At 59.8% G+C, this 18674-nt stretch carries 20 protein-coding genes; 17 read left to right on the top strand and 3 right to left on the bottom strand.

All coding sequences use genetic code 11. The features are described from left to right. Window positions 1-69 precede the first annotated feature (69 nt). From tmk to O6760_RS23460, 5 genes are all read left to right on the top strand, one after another. Entirely contained in the window at window positions 70-756 is a 687-nt protein-coding gene (gene tmk / locus O6760_RS23480) for a dTMP kinase (RefSeq protein WP_269582084.1), read from the top strand. Further along, the gene (locus O6760_RS23475) at window positions 756-1817 is read left to right on the top strand and encodes a DNA polymerase III subunit delta' (RefSeq protein ID WP_269582083.1); all 1062 of its coding nucleotides are present in this window, start codon (window positions 756-758) and stop codon (window positions 1815-1817) included. Before tmk ends, O6760_RS23475 begins: the two co-directional genes overlap by 1 nt. A 138-nt stretch (window positions 1818-1955) precedes the next feature. Continuing rightward, complete coding sequence (locus tag O6760_RS23470) at window positions 1956-2762, top strand: TatD family hydrolase (protein ID WP_269582082.1); 807 nt, start codon at window positions 1956-1958, stop codon at window positions 2760-2762. Then, window positions 2759-3595 (top strand): MBL fold metallo-hydrolase, encoded by an 837-nt coding sequence (locus O6760_RS23465; RefSeq protein ID WP_269582081.1) that lies wholly within the window; start codon window positions 2759-2761, stop codon window positions 3593-3595. The genes O6760_RS23470 and O6760_RS23465 overlap by 4 nt, the downstream gene beginning before the upstream one ends. Further along, a complete protein-coding gene (locus O6760_RS23460; protein WP_269582080.1) occupies window positions 3585-4118 on the top strand; it encodes a regulatory protein RecX in 534 nt (177 codons plus the stop codon). The genes O6760_RS23465 and O6760_RS23460 overlap by 11 nt, the downstream gene beginning before the upstream one ends. A gap of 380 nt (window positions 4119-4498) precedes the next feature. Here the strand turns inward: O6760_RS23460 and O6760_RS23455 are convergent, their stop codons facing one another. Continuing rightward, window positions 4499-5353, bottom strand: a complete 855-nt coding sequence (locus O6760_RS23455; RefSeq protein WP_269582079.1) for a hypothetical protein — start codon at window positions 5351-5353, stop codon at window positions 4499-4501. A gap of 469 nt (window positions 5354-5822) precedes the next feature. On the opposite strand from O6760_RS23455, the gene O6760_RS23450 reads away from it, so the two are divergent. Next, window positions 5823-6899: a D-alanine--D-alanine ligase family protein gene (locus O6760_RS23450; protein ID WP_269582078.1), complete on the top strand. Its 1077-nt coding sequence runs from the start codon at window positions 5823-5825 to the stop codon at window positions 6897-6899. 94 nt (window positions 6900-6993) lie between these two features. Next, entirely contained in the window at window positions 6994-7890 is an 897-nt protein-coding gene (locus tag O6760_RS23445; protein ID WP_269582077.1) for a bestrophin family protein, read from the top strand. A gap of 18 nt (window positions 7891-7908) precedes the next feature. Here the strand turns inward: O6760_RS23445 and arfB are convergent, their stop codons facing one another. Together arfB and rutR are read right to left on the bottom strand one after the other, a co-directional pair. Further along, window positions 7909-8370, bottom strand: a complete 462-nt coding sequence (arfB, locus tag O6760_RS23440; RefSeq protein WP_269582076.1) for an alternative ribosome rescue aminoacyl-tRNA hydrolase ArfB — start codon at window positions 8368-8370, stop codon at window positions 7909-7911. Next, window positions 8367-9041, bottom strand: coding sequence for an HTH-type transcriptional regulator RutR (rutR, locus tag O6760_RS23435; RefSeq protein ID WP_442969935.1), 675 nt, complete (start codon window positions 9039-9041; stop codon window positions 8367-8369). Before rutR ends, arfB begins: the two co-directional genes overlap by 4 nt. A gap of 504 nt (window positions 9042-9545) precedes the next feature. Between rutR and O6760_RS23430 the strand changes: the two genes are divergently transcribed. The 10 genes from O6760_RS23430 to O6760_RS23385 all read left to right on the top strand — a co-directional run bounded on the left by O6760_RS23430 (window position 9546) and on the right by O6760_RS23385 (window position 18648). Then, on the top strand, window positions 9546-10874 hold the full coding sequence (locus tag O6760_RS23430) for an aspartate aminotransferase family protein (protein ID WP_269582074.1): 1329 nt from the start codon (window positions 9546-9548) through the stop codon (window positions 10872-10874). A gap of 64 nt (window positions 10875-10938) precedes the next feature. Then, window positions 10939-11226 (top strand): cupin domain-containing protein, encoded by a 288-nt coding sequence (locus tag O6760_RS23425; protein WP_269582073.1) that lies wholly within the window; start codon window positions 10939-10941, stop codon window positions 11224-11226. A gap of 9 nt (window positions 11227-11235) precedes the next feature. After that, entirely contained in the window at window positions 11236-12492 is a 1257-nt protein-coding gene (locus O6760_RS23420) for a Zn-dependent hydrolase (protein WP_269582072.1), read from the top strand. A 26-nt stretch (window positions 12493-12518) separates the two neighbouring features. Then, window positions 12519-12869, top strand: a complete 351-nt coding sequence (locus tag O6760_RS23415; protein ID WP_269582071.1) for a hypothetical protein — start codon at window positions 12519-12521, stop codon at window positions 12867-12869. 11 nt (window positions 12870-12880) lie between these two features. Next, a complete protein-coding gene (locus O6760_RS23410) occupies window positions 12881-13660 on the top strand; it encodes an endo alpha-1,4 polygalactosaminidase (protein ID WP_269582070.1) in 780 nt (259 codons plus the stop codon). Window positions 13661-13715: 55 nt separating this feature from the next. Continuing rightward, window positions 13716-15173, top strand: coding sequence for a dihydropyrimidinase (gene hydA / locus O6760_RS23405; protein WP_269582069.1), 1458 nt, complete (start codon window positions 13716-13718; stop codon window positions 15171-15173). A 344-nt stretch (window positions 15174-15517) separates the two neighbouring features. Continuing rightward, a complete protein-coding gene (locus O6760_RS23400) occupies window positions 15518-16324 on the top strand; it encodes an ABC transporter ATP-binding protein (protein ID WP_269586337.1) in 807 nt (268 codons plus the stop codon). Between the two features lie 37 nt (window positions 16325-16361). Continuing rightward, complete coding sequence (locus O6760_RS23395; RefSeq protein WP_269582068.1) at window positions 16362-16928, top strand: hypothetical protein; 567 nt, start codon at window positions 16362-16364, stop codon at window positions 16926-16928. After that, complete coding sequence (locus O6760_RS23390; RefSeq protein ID WP_269582067.1) at window positions 16925-17494, top strand: hypothetical protein; 570 nt, start codon at window positions 16925-16927, stop codon at window positions 17492-17494. The genes O6760_RS23395 and O6760_RS23390 overlap by 4 nt, the downstream gene beginning before the upstream one ends. Further along, the gene (locus tag O6760_RS23385) at window positions 17491-18648 is read left to right on the top strand and encodes a hypothetical protein (RefSeq protein WP_269582066.1); all 1158 of its coding nucleotides are present in this window, start codon (window positions 17491-17493) and stop codon (window positions 18646-18648) included. Before O6760_RS23390 ends, O6760_RS23385 begins: the two co-directional genes overlap by 4 nt. Window positions 18649-18674: the final 26 nt, after the last annotated feature.

The raw sequence follows: 18674 nt of genomic DNA, 5'->3' as shown, positions 1-18674 counted from the left end.
TGCCGGCAGGATAGCTGCTAGAAGCAGGACTGGCGGACAATAAGACTATGAGGCGGGGCCGAAGACAGCGTGGCTGGACATTTCATCACCTTTGAAGGCGGAGAGGGCGCGGGCAAGTCGACCCAGATAGCCCGCCTGAAGACCTTTCTGGAATCCCATGGAAAGACGGTCGTCGTCACACGCGAACCCGGCGGGTCCCCGGGTGCGGAGAAGATCCGCCAGCTGCTCCTGTCCGGGGAAGCGAAGGACCTGGGGCCGCGCGGCGAGGCCATGCTGTTTGCCACCGCCCGGGCGGACCATGTCGACACCACCATCAAGCCGGCGCTTGAGCGCGGCGACTGGGTTCTGTGCGACCGCTACGCCGATTCGACGCGTGTCTACCAGGGCGAGGCGGGTGTCGATGCCGCCTATCTGAAGCTGCTGGAGACAGCAGCCGTTGCCGGAATTTACCCGGACCTGACGCTTCTGATCGACGTGCCCGCCGAAATCGGCCTGAGCCGTGTTGCCGAGCGTTCCAGGAGCGACGACAGCGGCGGTCCGGACCGGTTCGAAGGCGAGGCCCTGAAAGTTCACAAGCGCCGTCGCGAGATGTTTCTGGCTCTGGCCAAGGAAGAAGCTCATCGTTTTGCCGTAATCGACGGCTCGCGGGATCTGGACAAGGTCGCAGCCGACATCCAGAAGGCGGTGACCGGCGCTTTCGCCGAGGAATTCGAGGGGACCGGCGGTGCGAAAAAAGTGTCGGAGGCGGCAACCTGATGGCCCGGTCCAGCATCCCGATCGACATTCCCGAAGTGGACGCCCTGCCCGGATTTCCGCTGCCCCACGAAAGGGATCACCTGATCGGCCACCGCCAGACCGAACAGAAGCTGCTTGATGCCTACCGGTCGCAGCGGTTGCATCATGCCTGGATCCTCGGCGGTCCAAAAGGCATCGGCAAGGCGACCCTGGCGTTTCGCTTTGCCCGATTTGTCATCGCCAATCCGGATCGTTTCGGACCGGACGTCACCGCCGCGACCGATCTCTCCGTTTCGGCAGATCATGCCGTTTCCAGGCAACTTGCAGCTGGCGGCCATCCCAATATCCTGCATCTGCGCAGGCCATGGGACGAGAAGTCCAAACGGTTCAAGGCGGACCTTCCGGTCGACGAAGTGCGCAGGACCGTTTCCTTCTTCGGCACAACCGCCTCGGCAAGGGCCTGGAGGCTGTGTATCGTCGACGCGGCCGACGACATGAACACCAGCTCGGCCAACGCGCTTCTGAAAATCCTCGAGGAACCGCCGAAACGCTGCCTTTTCCTTGTGTTGAGCCACGCACCCGGCAGATTGCTGCCGACCATTCGCTCTCGCTGCCGCCGCATCGATCTGACGCCACTGAGTGAAGCGGAAATTGCCGAGGGTCTGCGCGACCTGGCGCCGGACGCGGTGCCGGGGCCGGAAGACCTGCATGAAATAGCGTTGGCCGCCGACGGCAGCCTGCGGTCCGCGATCACGCTTCTGTCCGGGGATGGACTGGCAATCGCCAAGGGCATGAAACGGCTCACGGACAACCCGGCACAGCTCGACCTTGCAGCGGTCCACGCCATTGCCGACCTGATCGCCGCGCGCGGACAGACCGACAATTGGGAAAACTTCCAGCATATCGTGCAGATCCTGTTGCATGAACGCATGCGCCGCGATCTCGGTTCCAGCCTGCAAAAGGCCCATGGCCTGATCGGGCTCTGGGAAAGCACCAACCAGGCCATACGCGACGCCGATGCGCTCAATCTTGACCGCAAACAGGTGGTTCTGGACTTCTTTTTCGCACTCCGCGCCGCCTGATCAAAAGGTCGTTGTTTCAGGCAAAGGCCATTCCATGGTATGGCGGCCTCACATATCGTCTTGGGCAGGTGCCCGGCCAATCCACCGGCGCCCCCAGGCACATGACGCAATTGAGTGAACACGGGTTCCGGAACTTTCATGCTTGTAGACAGCCATTGCCATCTCGATTTTCCCGACTTCGACGGTGAACGCGCCGACCTGATCGAGCGGGCCAGGTCAGCGGGTGTCGAGCTCATGGTGACCATCTGCACCCATATTCGGAAATTCGACCAGGTCCGCGCCATCGCGGAGGAATTTCCGAACGTCTATTGCTCCGTCGGCACCCATCCGCACAATGCCGGCGCCGAACGCGGCATTCCCGTCGAGGAGATCGTTGCCCTGGCCGAGCATCCCAAGGTGGTTGCGATCGGGGAAGCGGGTCTCGACTATTTCTACGACAAGGCACCCCGCGACGCCCAGGCCGAAGGCCTGCGCATTCACATCGAGGCGGCGCGCCGGACCGGCCTGCCGCTGGTGATCCATGCCCGCGACGCAGACGACGACATGGCCGCGATCCTGCGCGAGGAAATGGGGAAGGGGGCCTTCCCGGCCCTCCTGCACTGTTTTTCTTCCGGCCGCGACCTGGCACTCACGGGCGTCGAGCTTGGCCTGTATGTCTCCTTTTCCGGCATTCTCACATTCAAGCGCTCCGAGGACCTGCGCGAGATCGCGAAGGAATTGCCCGCCGACAGGCTGCTTGTTGAAACGGACGCGCCCTACCTGGCGCCGCAGCCGAGACGCGGCAAGCGCAATGAACCGGCCTATACCGCGATGACCGCAGCGGTCCTGGCCGAAACCCGGGGTGTTTCGGAAGCCGAGATCGCCCGCCAGACAACGGGCAATTTCTTCCGCCTGTTCAAAAAGGTCCCTCGCGCCGCCCATGTCACAGAGGCAGCCGCGTCGTGAGCATTGAACTGACCATCCTGGGATGCGGTTCGTCCGGAGGGGTGCCGCGGATCGGAAACGATTGGGGCAGTTGCGATCCGCTTGAGCCCAGAAACCGGCGCACGCGCTGTGCACTTCTTGTGGAAAAGCGTGTGGAAAATGCTTGTACAACCGTGTTGATAGATACCGGTCCGGATATCAGGAACCAGCTGCTGGCGGCCAATGTCTCCCATGTCGATGCCGTGCTCTACACGCATGCCCATGCCGATCATCTGCATGGCATCGATGATCTGCGCGCGTTCTGGGTGCGCAGCAAGAACCGGGTTCCGGTCTATATGGACGCGGAAACCCATGACCGCGCCCGGACGGCCTTCGGCTATTGCTTCAAAACGCCTCCCGGCTCCAATTACCCGCCGATCCTCGACCGTCACGAGATCCGCGCAGGCGAACCGATTACCATTACCGGTGCCGCCGGTCCCGTGACCTTCGATCCCATTGAAGTGGTTCATGGCGAAATGAACGCGCTCGGTTTCAGGACAGCGGACGCCGCTTACATTCCCGATGTCTCCGACATTCCGGATTCAAGCTATAACAAATTGAAAAACCTGGATATTTTGATCCTGGATTGCCTGCGTCGCCATCCGCATCCCAGCCATTTCTGTCTGGAGGACGCCTTGGCCTGGACGCGGAAAATCGCGCCCAAAAAAGCCGTTTTCACGAATATGCACAACGACCTGGACTACCAGACGCTGACGTTGGAATTGCCGGCGAACATCGAGCCGGCCTATGACGGCATGCGCCTTGAAACGTTGGAACTTTCCGGGCAGCACGCCGTAACGGTCGATGCAGGCTAAGCCGAAATTCAAAGCGCCGACCGAAGAGCGTCTGAGGCGTTCAGCGCTGCATTATCTGGAACGTTACGCGACCTCCGAAACCAACTTGCGCCGGGTATTGGAACGCAAGGTCCTGAGGGCCTGTGTGGCACTGGAGCTGGATCCGGCCGATTTTTCGGACATGATCGAGTCGGTGGTCGAGAGCTGTGTCCGCATTGGACTGGTCAACGACAGGACCTACGCGGAAACCAAGGTCGCCGGTCTCAGGCGCCGAGGCGGTTCGGCGCGCAAGATCGAAGCGCAGCTCGCGGCCAAGGGCGTTGATCGCGACATGATCGAAACCGTGCTGCAGGACGATACGCACACCGATGAAGATGCCGCACGCGTCTTTGCGCGCCGGCGCCGGCTGGGACCATACAGGACCACGGACAAGCGCGCCGAGCGACGCGACAAGGATCTGGCAGCCATGTGCCGCGCGGGTTTTGCGTTCGAGACCGCGCGACGGATCATTGATGCGACCGATGCCGCGGAGCTGGAAGACTAAACCTGGAAGCACGCGTCAAGTCAGGCTGAACCTGCAGGACGCCTTGGAGCCGGTTTCAAATTGCTTCTCCAAGCCATTGATCAAGCAGCCCTAATCCGCTCATTCAAAAATGTTCCATAATATTGATTATGCGAATCGCGCATTTGGCAGCCATTTGTAATGCGACACTTGGGCCAGTTAAAGATGCGACACTTCCCGTCCGTCTGACGCTGGTCAATGTCACGTTGGAAGGAAGACTGGCTTCGACACGCCTGAGCGCTGACGGAGCCGTAATGTCTTTGATCACCATGTCGCAACATGAGCTGAACCTGCTGGAAGCCGTTTAAAAGTTTCGAGATAGCCGATTGAGCGTCGTCCCGGATCGTAGGACATCAAAGCAACTAGATGACAATCTTACCCGACTTAAACAGCCTATTGAGTTCTCTAGCAGTTGGAATCTGCCCACCTGGTAGAATTCCATGCCGTAGGCCTTCTGGGTTCTCGGGTTTTTCATGCCATTCACCATCATATCTGAAGTGCCCCATGATCATCGCAAGGTTAATCACATCAAGGCTGTCTTTCTCTCTTGCTTGTTGTGCGAATGGCATCCTGAACCTTTCAGGCATCGTGTTCCATATTTGCAGGAGTTCCTCTTCTCGCAATTGAAACGAAGTCTTGTCTCCAACCCACAACAAAGCGGCTTCCATTTGTGGCCTAACTTTCTCGGTCCAACGATATTTCTGCGCATTCGTTTCACAGTAACCGGCGTTCAATAGCGTGTTTACAGACTCGGCAAAATAATGAGGAGGAGTAAACCACTCCCAGTCGACTGGGAGTGCCGCTAGTGCTCGGCGACCGTCAATGGACGACTCAAAAGAGCTGCCAAAATTGGCAGCCTCTTCAAGAAATACAGAGACCAACTCACCTTCCTGAATGAAATCGCCAATGTTAGCATCGCATAGGCTGGTTCTCGTGTCTGGTCCCTTGAATTGAATTTCTACTTTAGCCCAGGGCTCGTAACGTGAATATCGCAGTGTGCATATTCCAGATACTTGAATCTTCCGTAGGAACTTCTCAAACCGAGATGGGAGTTCGTCGTCTACTTCAATGGTAAAATACGATTTGTTCTCCACCTGCAAGTTCGGCACAAAATTCAGCGTGTCGATTGCCTCACGGTGTTTATGAGCTTGACCCTTCGTTATGTTCATCCACAACAAGGAATGAACCAATTCAACGAAAAGAATTTTCCTATTCATCTAAATGGTCTCAATTTCGTTGAATCTGCCTAAACTGAGTGTAGTTTGATCACAATATAACCCGCCCCCTCACCTTCCTTGCAACCCGGCCCAGCCGGTCGGATCGGGGGCTGACCGCTTCAGCAAGCGGCACTATCCGAGTGTCGCATTTCTATCGGGCTGAACCTGTCGCACCTCTAAATAGCTTTGACATCACTTCAGGACGGGTCGTGCTCTGCTTGGGCTCTGCCCCGATGCTTCCACACGGACGCTCAGCAACCTGCTGTACAAGAACTAAGTACCGTACAAAGGTTACAACGAGAGGTCGGTTTCCCGGAAAGGGTTTTCAGTCGCCCTCACTATCGTCACCCGGACAGGTTTGCTACATCCGCCTACACATCTGACAGGAATTCTGCCGCTCCATACCGCTCTACATGGAAACGCCATTTTTTCTTGTCATTGCTAAGACTTAACGTGAATAGGGAACGCAATGACGGATACCAAAGAGAAAATCAGGATCGGCATTTTGTACGGCGGCCTGTCCGCCGAACACGACGTGTCGGTCATGTCCGCCACCAATGTGATGAATGCCCTGTCCCCGGAACGCTACGACGCCGTTCCGATCTATATCACCAAAACCGGAAAATGGTTGTTGAGCCGCTATGAAGACGGCGTGCTGGACCGCCCGTCGGAAGGATCCTTTCTTTGTTTCCTGCCTGGTGGACATGGCAGGTTGATCGCCCTTGAAGCCGACGGCTCCTGCATTGAACTTCCGAAAATCGACATCCTCTTCCCTGTCCTGCACGGTCTACCCGGCGAAGACGGCGCAGTACAGGGACTGGCCGAAACCGCCCTCCTCCCCCTCGCCGGTTGCGGCATTGCCGGATCCGCCAACGCGCTCGACAAGGATCTCGCGAAACGCCTGCTGTCGGCTGCCGACGTGCCAACTGCGCGCGCACTCACGATACACCCCGGCAAGGTTCCCGGCTTTGAGGAAGTGGCCCAGGCGCTCGGTCTTCCCGTTTTCGTCAAGCCGGCGCGCCAGGGCTCTTCTGTCGGCGTCAGCAAGGTAACCTCGGCAAGCGAGTACGACACCGCGCTCCAGGAGGGTTTCCGTCATGATTCCAAACTGTTGGCGGAGGAATTCATCGAAGGCCGCGAGATCGAATGTGCGGTTCTGGAGGATCCGGACGGCGGTCTTTTCGTCTCCCGCTGCGGTGAAATCGTGCCGGCGGAATCCCACGGCTTCTACACCTATGACGCCAAATATGTCGACGGCGATGGCGCGGCCCTGATCGTTCCGGCCGATCTCCCCGGCAAACTGGAGGACGAGATCCGCGACACGGCGGCAAAGGCCTTCCAGGCGCTTGGCTGCGACGGCATGGCCCGGGTGGATTTTTTCCTGTGCAAAGACGGACGCTTTCTCGTCAACGAACTCAACACCATTCCCGGCTTCACCGACATCAGCATGTATTCCAAGGTGATGGCGGTCAGCGGTGTCGGTTACGCGGAGGTGATCGACCGGCTGGTCGCACATGGCCTGGCGAGGGCAAAGCGGAATTTGTGACCTCATGTCGGCTTCAACACTCCATCCGCCGTTCGAAAGAAAGAAGCAGCGAGACTTCAATCTAGTCTGACCACTCCAAGCAGCAGGTCAGATCATGATACTCAGAGATCCTCCCAACCACCTGAAACTCTTCTTTGTCATGCAGGGGTCCATCGTTCCGCGAATTGCCCCCCTGATCGGCGCCGTTACGGGTTTTTCCCTGCTTGTGGTCCTGCTGGACCGCTACGTGATACCGCTGCCGCATATATCGCTGGCGGCCACCGGTGTCTTCGGGGTCGCGCTGTCGCTGTTTCTCGGCTTTCGCAACAACGCAGCCTATGAGCGCTGGTGGGAGGCACGAAAGCTCTGGGGCGGCTTGGTTGCCGACATGCGCAGTCTCGGCCGGGAAAGCGAACTGTTCCTGACCGACGCGGCCCATCGGAGCCGTTTTTTGCGCTGTGCGGTCCTGTTCGCACATCTTCACCGTTTGGCGCTGCGGGGCCACCTGGACGGCAAGCCGCCGGAAATCTGGACGGGAGACGATCCGGAGCTGAAGATCCTGGCGAGCCCTTGCGCGGCGCTCGACGCGGCCGGCCGCGTCCTGTGTGAAGCGACCGAAACGGGGCATGTCGACGGCTTCGGACGCAGGGCCCTCAGCGAACGGCTGGCCTCTATCAGCCTTGCCCAGGCGGGCTGTGAACGGATCCGCACGACACCCCTGCCCTTTGTCTATTCCCTGCTCGTCCTGCGGACGACCTGGCTCTACTGTCTCGCGGTTCCCTTCGCCCTGATCGAAGGCACCGGGATCATCGCTCCGGTCTTCGCAGCCGTGATTGCCTATGTGTTTTTCGGTCTGGCCGCCGTCACCGAGGAACTGGAGCACCCGTTTGCCGACAGGGCGCACGGTCTGCCGCTTGCCGCCATGACAAGGACCATCGAAATCGCGTTGGCGGAGCGGGTTGGTGAACCCGTGCCGGAACCACTGCGTCCGAGCCACGGTGTCTTGCTATGAGGCAGCATGGCAATGCGCTCAGTCGTCGTAGCGCCCGCCCCGGCCCCGCATCTTCTTGATCTGGCCGCGCTGTTTCTTGGCATCCAGGCGCCGCCTCTTGGAGCCGAGCGTGGGTTTGGTCGCCTTGCGCGGCTTTGGCTTTTCCGTCGCCTTGCGCAAAAGATCCAGGAGGCGTTCCAGCGCGTCCTCGCGGTTGCGTTCCCGCGTGCGGAACCGGTCGGCCTGCAGCACGATTTCGCCGTTCAGCGTCAATCGGCTGCCGGCAAGACGCGCGGCACGCGACTTGACGTCTTCCGGCAGCGTTTCGTTGCCGGCGAGGTTGAAGCGCAATTGAACAGCCGTCGAGACCTTGTTGACATTCTGACCGCCCGGGCCTGAGGCGCGAATGAAGTCCTCGCTCAACTCGTCCTTGAGGATGAACAGGCGGCCTGTGACCGGAATACGCGACGCGGCGCCGATATGGGCATCGTCACCCGTCATCCGTCCGCCTGGCCGTTTTCCGGCGGCCAGCTCAGACCGGCGCCGTTCAGGATCAGCGAGGTCACGGACGCCACCGTCTCTTCGAAAAAGTCGGGGTCGGAGAGATCCCTTCCCGTCAAGGCCCTGATCTGGACCGAAAAGTCCGCGTAGTGCTGCGTCGTCGCCCAGATCGTGAAAATCAGGTGCACCGGATCGACCCGGCGCATCTTGCCGGCCGCGATCCAGTTCTCGATCACCTGGGACTTTTCGGCGACCAGCCGCTTCAGGTCGGTTTCAAGGATCGGCAGGATTTGCGGCGCGCCCTGCATCACCTCATTGGCGAACAGGCGCGAGGCTTCCGGAAAGGTTGCAGACATTTCAATCTTCTGGCGGATATAGGCGGCCAGCTCCGCCGCCGGCTCGCCTTCCGGCCTCAATGTCTTGAGCGGCGCCAGCCAGACCTCGAGAATATGGGCAAGCGTTGCGTTGTAGATCGCTTCCTTGGAGGAAAAATAATAGAGCAGATTTGATTTCGACATCCCGGCATCGGCGGCAATCCGCTCCACCGTTGCGCCCGAAAACCCCTTTTTGGAAAACTCCCCGAGAGCCGCGTCCAGAATCAGAGATCTGTTCTTTTCCTGGATCCGGCTCAGACCACCCGTCTTGAGTGGATCCTGCGTCTGCCCGCTCATTTCTGTCATATACCGTCCCGCTTCCCGTCACATGGGCCCGTATCTAGATCGCCCAAACGCGCTGTTTCCCGTGGTTTCGGGGCGGATCGGGCGGGATCAGAAGCCTCCGGAGCGCGTATGACCACAAATTAGTCATGACGGCCGGATTTGCATCTTGACCATTTGGTCAAATCCCTCCTAGGGTAAATTGACCAGATGGTCAGAAGGCTAGTCGATCCCCTCCTGCGCCGCAACGGGCCAATTCACCTGACGCGGGAGGTCTTGTTGGAGCGCTTCCTTCGGACCATCATGACACCGTCCGGCATCGGCCGGATGGCCGGCCAGAGAGATTTGGGCCCTTTCCGAAAACGAGGCAAAAGCCCGCCGGAAAGGCCCCGGGAACAGTTTGGGGAGAGGACCACAGCTGACGGCACTGCCTTTGGCATGAGTCGCATGCTATGCCTTCCTCCAGGGATCAAAACAACAGTCGGTTCCTTCCATTCTGAAGGGCCGCAAGGAGGACGTATGTCAGCACCGAGCCAGGCTGCCACAAACAATCTCGAAGCCTTCTGGATGCCTTTCACGGCCAACCGCCAGTTCAAGCAGGCGCCGCGCATGTTCGTGGCGGCCAAGGACATGCATTACACCACCGCCGAGGGCCGCCAGGTGCTGGACGGCACCGCCGGACTGTGGTGCTGCAATGCCGGTCACTCCCGCCCGAAGGTGGTCGAGGCGGTGCAGAAACAGATCGCCGAGCTCGACTATGCGCCCGCCTTCCAGATGGGCCATCCGAAGGCCTTCGAACTGGCTGCCCGGCTCGCCGCCATGATGCCCTCCCCGCTGGACCATGTGTTCTTCACCAATTCCGGCTCGGAAAGCGTCGACACGGCGCTGAAGATCGCGCTGGCCTATCAGCGCTCCATAGGCCAGGGCACCCGTACCCGCCTGATCGGCCGCGAACGCGGCTATCACGGCGTCGGCTTCGGCGGCATCTCCGTCGGCGGCATCGTCGCCAACCGCAAGACCTTCGGCACCATGCTGACCGGCGTCGACCACATGCGCCACACGCATGATCCGGAGCGCAACGCCTTCTCGCGCGGCATGCCGGAAAACGGCGCCGAATATGCCGAGGAGCTGATCCGCATCATCCAGCTGCACGACCCCTCGACCATCGCCGCGGTAATTGTCGAACCGGTCGCCGGCTCCACGGGCGTGCTGATCCCGCCGAAAGGCTACCTGGAGCGCCTGCGCGAGATCTGCACCCAGAACGGCATCCTGCTGATCTTCGACGAGGTCATCACCGGGTTCGGCCGCCTCGGCTCGCCGTTTGCGACCGACTTCTTCGGTGTCACGCCGGATCTGGTCACCACGGCCAAGGGCCTGACCTCCGGCGTCATCCCGATGGGCGCCGTGTTCTGTTCCTCCGATATCTACAATGCCTTCATGACCGGTCCCGATCACATGATCGAGCTGTTCCACGGCTACACCTATTCGGCCCATCCGGTGGCCTGTGCCGCGGCGCTCGCCACCCTCGACACCTACGAGGAGGAAGGTCTTCTGACCCGCGCGGCCGACCTCGCCCAGCATTGGGAAGACGGCCTGCATGCGCTGAAGGATTGCCCGAATGTCATCGACATCCGCAATCTTGGTCTGATCGGTGCGGTCGAGCTGACGCCGATTGCCGGCGAACCGACCAAGCGCGCCTTCTCCGCCTTCCTGAAGGCCTATGACGACGGCCTGCTGATCCGCACCACCGGCGACATCATCGCGCTGTCGCCGCCACTGATCATCTCGAAGGAGCAGATTGACGAAGTCTTCGACAAGCTGCGCAGTGTCCTGAACGCGATCGACTGAACCTCCAGCCGGGGGCGCTGCCGCGTGCCGCGCCCTCCCACCTGAACACCGGAACCTTGCAGCGATGGAACGTCCACAGGCAACGGCAGCACAACTGATCGATGACGACCGCGTGCGGGTGACGCGGTTCGACTTCGCGCCCGGCGCCGAAACCGGCTGGCACAGGCACGAGATGGACTATGTCATCACGGCGCTGACCGATTGCCGCATGCTCTTGGAGGAACCCGGCGGCGAAACCCGTGACGCCGTCATTCCCGCCGGTACCGTCTATCGCCGCGACAAGGGCGTCGAACACAATGTCATCAACGGCGGGGACGCTCCGATGTCCTTCGTCGAAACCGAATTGAAATAGGAGATCATCATGGCAGCTCCCGGCGAAAACCTCAGGATCAACGCGGACAGGCTTTGGGAAAGCCTGATGGAAATGGCCAAGATCGGCCCGGGCGTCGCCGGCGGCAACAACCGCCAGACCGTCACCGACGAGGATGGCGAAGGCCGCAAGCTGTTCCAGAAATGGTGCGAGGAAGCCGGCATGACCATGGCGGTCGACACCATGGGCAACATGTTCATGACCCGTCCCGGAACCGATCCGGACGCCCTGCCCGTCTATGTAGGCTCGCATCTGGATACGCAGCCGACCGGCGGCAAGTATGACGGCGTGCTCGGCGTGCTCGGCGGGCTGGAAGTGGTGCGCACCATGAACGATCTCGGCATCAAGACCAAACACCCGATCGTCGTAACCAACTGGACCAACGAGGAAGGCACGCGCTTTGCCCCGGCCATGCTTGCGTCCGGCGTCTTTGCCGGCGTCCACACCCAGGACTGGGCCTATGACCGCGAAGACGCGGAGGGCAAGAAGTTCGGCGACGAGCTGAAGCGCATCGGCTGGGTCGGCGACGAGGAAGTCGGCGCCCGCAAGGACAAGATGCACGCCATGTTCGAACTCCATATCGAGCAGGGCCCGATCCTGGAAGCCGAAGGCAAGGACATCGGTGTCGTCACGCACGGCCAGGGCCTCTCCTGGACGCAGGTGACCGTCACCGGCAAGGACAGCCACACCGGCTCCACACCGATGCCGATGCGCAAGAACGCCGGTCTCGGCATGGCGCGGATCCTCAACAAGGTCGACGAGATTGCCTGGTCGCACGCACCGCACGCGGTCGGTGCGGCCGGTCACATCGACGTCTATCCGAATTCGCGAAACGTCATCCCGGGCAAGGTGGTGTTCACCGTCGACTTCCGCTCTCCGGACCTTGCCGTCATCAAGGACATGGAAGACCGGCTGAAGATCGAGGCCCAGAAGATCTGCGACGACATGGGTCTTCAGGTCGCGTTCGAGAAGGTCGGCGGCTTCGATCCGGTCGAGTTCGACAAGGGCTGCGTGGAAGCGGTACGCAACGCCGCCGAGAGGCTCGGCTATTCGCACCAGAACATCATCTCCGGCGCCGGCCACGACGCCTGCTGGGTCAACAAGGTTGCCCCGACGGCCATGATCATGTGCCCCTGCGTCGACGGCCTGTCCCACAACGAAGCCGAGGAAATCTCGAAAGACTGGGCCAAGGCCGGAGCGGACGTCCTCTTCCACGCCGTGGTCGAGACGGCGGGGATCGTGGAGTAACCTGAAGAGCGAATTGGGGGAAGCCGGTGAAGGTTCAAACGTTGGCCGCCATTCTGATCGTCGTATCTGTCGCGATCCTCGGATTCGCGGGATACCAATGGCCGTTTGTCTTCGCAGTCTTCATGCAGTTTCCCCACTTCCTGTTCCTGTTCTTAGGTGCAGTCGCAGGCACCATCTTTTTTGGGTTTGCACTAAGCAGTGCCGTTGCAGGAATTCTGTTCGCACTCGGTGTGTACTTGATGGGTGTAAGTGAACCGGAAGCGCTTTTAGGGGCAGCGGCAAGCTTTATTGTTCCCTTGGCGGTTGTTCAGCTATTGGTTGAGGCCGTGAAATACCTCCGAAGCATTAGCTGTCGTCAAGGCAGCATCCCAAAATAGTGGTGAAATCCATGACCATCACCGGAAAAGCATTGGCGATCGTCGGCACGCTGCTCATGGCGCCCGCACCCGCCCTTGCCTTTTCCGTTGGCGACAGCTGGGACTGGCAGCTGACCGAGCCTGCCAATCTCGACCGGTCTGTTCAGGTGATTGACCTGCATCCGGACCTGGTCTCGCCCGGGGACCTTGCCGCCCTGAAGACAAAGGGCATCGGGACGATCTGTTATGTCAGCGTCGGCACGCTGGAACGAACCTCACCGGACCGGGCGGCCTTTCCGCAAGAGGTCGTCGGCAAGACCTATGGCGACTGGCCCGACGAGAAATTTCTCGACATTCGCCGGCTCGACATCCTGCTGCCGCTGATGACGGCGCGGTTCGAGAGCTGCAAAAAAATGGGCTTCGATGCCATCGAGCCGGACAATATGGATGTCCATGACAATGACAGCGGGTTTCCCGTGACCGCCAAGCACACCATCGCCTATGTTCGCCTGCTGGCAGCAACGGCACGGGGCATGGACCTGAAGATCGGCCAGAAGAACGTGCCCGACCTGACCGAGGATCTGGTCGACGCTTTCGATTTCGCAATTGCAGAGAGCTGCTACCAGGACCGAAGCTGCAAGTCCTATGTCGCCTATGTCGAAGCCGGCAAACCGGTCTTCGACGCGGAATATACCGACCGGCCGATCCATTTCAGCAAGGCCTGCGAAATCGGCAGAAAATACGGAATATCGATGATCCTGAAGGACCGGGACCTGACGGCCCCGGCTCTTTGGTGTCCTGAAGAAAACTGAAGAACAGACCGGTCGGACGTACCGGACCATCCAGCGCAAGCAAGAGGGGACCAAAATGGCCAGCAAAGTGATCAAGGGCGGCACCGTGGTGACCGCGGACCTCAGCTACGAAGCCGACGTGAAGATCGAGGGCGGCAAGATCGTCGAGATCGGCCCCAATCTCTCCGGCGATGAAACCCTGGACGCGACCGGCTGCTACATCATGCCGGGCGGCATCGACCCGCATACGCACCTGGAAATGCCTTTCATGGGCACGTTCTCGTCGGACAACTTCGACAGTGGCACCCGCGCGGCGCTGGCCGGCGGCACCACCATGGTGGTCGACTTCGCCCTGCCCTCGCCCGGCCAGTCGCTGCTGGAAGCGCTGCAGATGTGGGACAACAAGTCGACGATGGCCCATTGCGACTATTCCTTCCACATGGCGATCACCTGGTGGGGCGAGCAGGTCTTCAACGACATGCAGGAAGTGGTCCAGAAGAAGGGCATCAACACCTTCAAGCACTTCATGGCCTACAAGGGCGCGCTGATGGTGAATGACGACGAGATGTTCGCGTCCTTCTCCCGCTGCGCCGAGCTCGGCGCCCTGCCGCTGGTCCATGCGGAAAACGGCGATGTCGTCGCAACGCTGCAGCAGAAGCTGCTGGCCGAAGGCAACAACGGGCCCGAAGCCCACGCTTATTCGCGCCCGCCGGAAGTCGAGGGCGAAGCCACCAACCGCGCCATCATGATCGCCGACATGGCCGGCGTGCCGGTCTATATCGTGCACACCTCGTCGGAACAGGCCCATGAAGCCATCCGCCGGGCCCGCCAGAACGGCATCCGCGCCTATGGCGAGCCGCTGATCCAGCACCTGACGCTCGATGACAGCGAATACCGGCATGCCGACTGGGACCACGCCGCGCGCCGGGTGATGTCGCCGCCCTTCCGCGACAAGAAGCACCAGGACAGCTTGTGGGCGGGTCTTGCCTCGGGTTCCCTGCAGGTGGTCGCCACGGATCACTGCGCCTTCACCACGGATCAGAAGCGCACCGGCGTCGGTGACTTCACCAAGATCCCGAACGGTACAGGGGGCCTGGAAGACCGCATGCCGATGCTGTGGACCTACGGCGTCGGCACCGGCCGTTTGACCCCGAACGAGTTTGTCGCGGTGACGTCCACAAACATCGCCAAGATCCTGAACGTCTATCCGAAAAAGGGTGCCGTCCTGGTCGGCGCAGACGCGGATCTGGTGGTCTGGGACCCGACCAGGGAAAAGACGATCTCCGCCTCGAACCAGCAGTCGGCGATCGACTACAACGTCTTCGAAGGCAAGAAGGTCAAGGGTCTGCCGCGCTACACCCTCACCCGTGGCCGCGTCGCGGTCGAGGACGGCACGGTCAACCACAGCCAAGGCCACGGCGAATTCGTCGCCCGCGAACCGTTCCAGGCCGTCAACAAGGCGCTCAGCACCTGGAAGGAAGTGACCGCGCCGCGCAAGGTCGAGCGCACCGGCATCCCGGCCAGCGGGGTCTGACACGATCCGCATCTGCTATCCGGTCCCGAAACGACCGAATGGCACTGGAAATTCCCTCCTGCAGAGCCACTTTGCAGGCACGGCCGCCCCCTCTCCCTGTGGGAGAGGGCTGGGGTGAGGGAGCAAACCCTGGAGAGGGACGGAAAGATCTGTCCCCTCACCCGGACCTGCGGTCCGACCTCTCCCACGGGGAGAGGTGACTTGGAGACGACGCCAACGCGTCGAAGAGACGGACAAGCTAGATCCGCTGCTGGCGTTGCTTGATCAGCGGAATTGGGACCCGGACCTCGACTCGTGTAGCGAGGAATGACATGAACGCTCTAGCCAGCGCAAAGGACACCGAAATGGTGGAAACAACAACAAGCGCCAGCCCGAACCGGGTGATCGACATCGAGAATCTCTCGCTGACGTTCGAGACCAATGACGGCCCGGTTCATGCCCTCTCCGACATCGACCTGAAGATCGAGGAAGGCGATTTCGTTTCCTTCATCGGCCCTTCCGGCTGCGGCAAGACCACGCTTCTCAGGGTCATTGCCGACCTTGAACAGCCAACTGCGGGGTCCATCACCGTCAACGGCGTCTCACCGGAGGAAGCCCGGCTCAACCGGGCCTATGGTTATGTCTTCCAGGCCGCCGCGCTCTATCCCTGGCGCACCATCGCCAAGAACGTTGCCCTGCCGCTGGAAATCATGGGGCTTTCGACCGCCGAGCAGCGGGAGCGCATTGCCCGCAACATGGAGCTGGTCAACCTGACCGGCTTTGAAAAGAAGTTCCCCTGGCAGCTTTCCGGCGGCATGCAGCAGCGCGCCTCCATTGCCCGCGCCCTTGCCGTCGAGCCGGATCTCCTGCTGATGGACGAGCCTTTCGGCGCGCTCGACGAGATCGTCCGCGACCACCTCAACGAACAGCTCTTACAGCTCTGGGCCAAGACCAACAAGACCGTGGTCTTCGTCACCCACTCGATCCCGGAGGCCGTGTTCCTGTCGACCAAGATCGTCGTGCTGTGCCCGCGCCCGGGCCGGATCTACGACGTCATCGAAAGCGACCTGCCGCGCGACCGCAATCTCGACATCCGCGAGACCCCGGAATTCCTGAAAATCGCCCACCGGGTGCGAGAAGGGCTCAAGGCAGGGCATTCCTATGAGGATTGAGGAATAGGTGAACTGAAACCACTGCAGCGGTTTGCATATGCAATTTGAACAGCCCTTCCCAGGCCGCCTGAGGATCGATCAGGCAAATAATGGCTCAGTGATTACTGTGACGGCAAAAATGCGTCCTGCCTCGTTCATATTCCTCCTCGCCCTATTCTGCGCTTGGTCCGCGGTTGGGGTAGTGATGGTACAGGCGATCCAATCCAGATGGACAGACGTCGGCGAATCCGAATTTCTTTTGGGCTTTTCCATAATTTGGGTACCAGTCTGGCTCTATGTCGGCACCGCATTGCTCTGGATGTTCGCGGGCAAAGAGCAACTTGTTGTTTCAAATACCGCAGTAGCCATTCGCTTCTCGATGCCGGTTCTGAAATGGTCCTGGCATTACGATCCCGGCCGCATCGCGAAGGTCCGGAGAAACGCCGAGTTACCGGCATTCAGTGAACGCCAATACCTGGCTGAACCCTTCGACGGTTTGGGCCGAGTGGGTATCGTTTATGGCCGAAGGACAATCAATTTTGGCAAAAGGCTGGACAATTCAGAAGCAGATTCCGTGGTTGCTTTGTTGAGAGACAAGCTGTGTTTGAGAAATGAGGCGACATGAGTGAAACAACGTTTCAGGTGACGGAGCGCCTCAAGCGTCTCTCTGATGGCGGCGACACGGCGTTCCGCTTAAAAAACCGGATGCGCCTCGCCACTCTGGGTGTGTTGTGCCTGACACTCTTTATCGGCGTTGAGACACTCTGGACGAATTTGAAGGCCCTCGAACACCTGTTCGCCCCGAGGTCTTGGTACGAGCCCCTGCTGATTTGCGTCATTCTGGTTCTAGCCCTTTCCTTCAAGCAATTGTTTTTCAAAACACTGGCCAAGACCTTTGGCGATCCGACAATCACAATCGGCAAAGAACTCGTCAGGCGGTACCGTCTGCTCGGCATAACGGTGACCGATACCAACTGGTCTTTTGAGGATATTCAGGCGGCCGAGATTTGCCATCGGGACGACGGCAAGACCTATGGCGTCGGCCCCATTCCAGCACCAGGTCAGTACTTTGTGCTTCTGCGCTTCAGGAAAACCACGCAAATGCTGACCGACTGGATCGAAGAAACAGAGGCGAAGGCCCTGGCGGACGCGATTAACAGGCGCATCAGAGACAATCGGGAGCCAGCATGACAGACGAACTGCTCACCTCGGATCACCTCGAGCTGCGCCAGGCCGCCGGTTTTGCCGTCGTTTCCATTCGAAACACGCGCTTCTGGGTCTGGCTATCGGCTTTCTGCGCCAATCTGCTCGTAAGTGTTTGTCTGGCGTGGGAAATTTGGCAAGGCTTTACTCTGACGGGGTCGAACTACAGCCAGATCGTTGCAGGAGCTCTCGGCATTGCAGCTGTTCTCCAGACGATTACATGGCAACGGCTCAGCTTGTCGTATCGAAACGCCTGCAGAGTTGTCGTAACGAAGGACTTCATCACCATCGAACGAATTGGTCCATTTGGCAGGACACATCAGCCGCTCACCTCTTCCGCGATTGACGCAGTATGGCTAGAGCCCGACACATTCTCCCGACCATTTCATGGCTACCCGTATCGTCGAAAAAACCACCACGTCTGTTTGCGCCACGCTGGCGAAGACCTCAGACTGTTCAGAGGACTTTCTCATGCGGAAGCCCTGACGGTCGCAGCAGCGGTTTTACCCGGAACCAGTTGCCTTAAACTGGAAGATCACGCGACAACACCCAAGGTGCCCGCGCTCGGCAACGTGATTGCCATTGAGAATAACAACGTTCCCAGCATATCAGCCGAAAGCCGCCAATACATTCACATTGCCCGGGTTTCGAAGGGGACGGTGATCGCCTTGCGGCCGCACTTCGACTTGTCCTTTCTTGCGCTTGTCCTTTTGGTTTCGGTCAATGTGGCGATCCTTACGACGTCCTTCATCCGCCCTGACCTGGACCTTGACCTGGCGCATATGGTTTTTCTGTCACTGATGGCAGCCCTCCTGGTCAGCATCTATCTGCGCTTCGGCTTCGATGCTTTCAGGCGAGAAATTGTCACTCTGTCTGACGATACGATTCAACACCAAACCCAAAAGCTCTTGGGCCAATCCAGTCGCCGCTACCAGACGGCTTGCATACGCAATGTTTCGATCACCACCACCCGTGACAAGGTGTTTGTCGACACGGATTTCGAAAACAAGACCATCTTTCAGGTCTGTTTCGATTATGGCCAGACAACGCGAACGGTCGGATACCGCATGACCTATGCCGAAGCCAATTATCTGAGAGATGTCCTGACCAAATCAATCAAAGAACGGAGACTGGCGGCATGACCGACGTCCCCCTCACCTCGCCCCGC

The organism is Roseibium sp. Sym1 (genome assembly GCF_027359675.1).
Classification (GTDB): domain Bacteria; phylum Pseudomonadota; class Alphaproteobacteria; order Rhizobiales; family Stappiaceae; genus Roseibium.
This window is presented reverse-complemented; position numbering and strand designations above follow the sequence as displayed.

What these genes read in the sequence shown, in the direction of transcription:
- O6760_RS23385 (WP_269582066.1), top strand. Translation starts at nt 17,491, where the DNA reads ATGACAGACGAACTGCTCACCTCGGATCACCTCGAGCTGCGCCAGGCC.
- O6760_RS23390 (WP_269582067.1), top strand. Translation starts at nt 16,925, where the DNA reads ATGAGTGAAACAACGTTTCAGGTGACGGAGCGCCTCAAGCGTCTCTCT.
- arfB (WP_269582076.1), bottom strand. Translation starts at nt 8,370, where the DNA reads ATGACGGGTGACGATGCCCATATCGGCGCCGCGTCGCGTATTCCGGTC.
- O6760_RS23420 (WP_269582072.1), top strand. Translation starts at nt 11,236, where the DNA reads ATGGCAGCTCCCGGCGAAAACCTCAGGATCAACGCGGACAGGCTTTGG.
- hydA (WP_269582069.1), top strand. Translation starts at nt 13,716, where the DNA reads ATGGCCAGCAAAGTGATCAAGGGCGGCACCGTGGTGACCGCGGACCTC.
- O6760_RS23460 (WP_269582080.1), top strand. Translation starts at nt 3,585, where the DNA reads ATGCAGGCTAAGCCGAAATTCAAAGCGCCGACCGAAGAGCGTCTGAGG.
- O6760_RS23470 (WP_269582082.1), top strand. Translation starts at nt 1,956, where the DNA reads ATGCTTGTAGACAGCCATTGCCATCTCGATTTTCCCGACTTCGACGGT.
- O6760_RS23395 (WP_269582068.1), top strand. Translation starts at nt 16,362, where the DNA reads ATGCAATTTGAACAGCCCTTCCCAGGCCGCCTGAGGATCGATCAGGCA.
- O6760_RS23445 (WP_269582077.1), top strand. Translation starts at nt 6,994, where the DNA reads ATGATACTCAGAGATCCTCCCAACCACCTGAAACTCTTCTTTGTCATG.
- O6760_RS23475 (WP_269582083.1), top strand. Translation starts at nt 756, where the DNA reads ATGGCCCGGTCCAGCATCCCGATCGACATTCCCGAAGTGGACGCCCTG.
- O6760_RS23455 (WP_269582079.1), bottom strand. Translation starts at nt 5,353, where the DNA reads ATGAATAGGAAAATTCTTTTCGTTGAATTGGTTCATTCCTTGTTGTGG.
- O6760_RS23430 (WP_269582074.1), top strand. Translation starts at nt 9,546, where the DNA reads ATGTCAGCACCGAGCCAGGCTGCCACAAACAATCTCGAAGCCTTCTGG.
- O6760_RS23425 (WP_269582073.1), top strand. Translation starts at nt 10,939, where the DNA reads ATGGAACGTCCACAGGCAACGGCAGCACAACTGATCGATGACGACCGC.
- O6760_RS23410 (WP_269582070.1), top strand. Translation starts at nt 12,881, where the DNA reads ATGACCATCACCGGAAAAGCATTGGCGATCGTCGGCACGCTGCTCATG.
- O6760_RS23400 (WP_269586337.1), top strand. Translation starts at nt 15,518, where the DNA reads ATGGTGGAAACAACAACAAGCGCCAGCCCGAACCGGGTGATCGACATC.
- rutR (WP_442969935.1), bottom strand. Translation starts at nt 9,041, where the DNA reads ATGAGCGGGCAGACGCAGGATCCACTCAAGACGGGTGGTCTGAGCCGG.
- O6760_RS23450 (WP_269582078.1), top strand. Translation starts at nt 5,823, where the DNA reads ATGACGGATACCAAAGAGAAAATCAGGATCGGCATTTTGTACGGCGGC.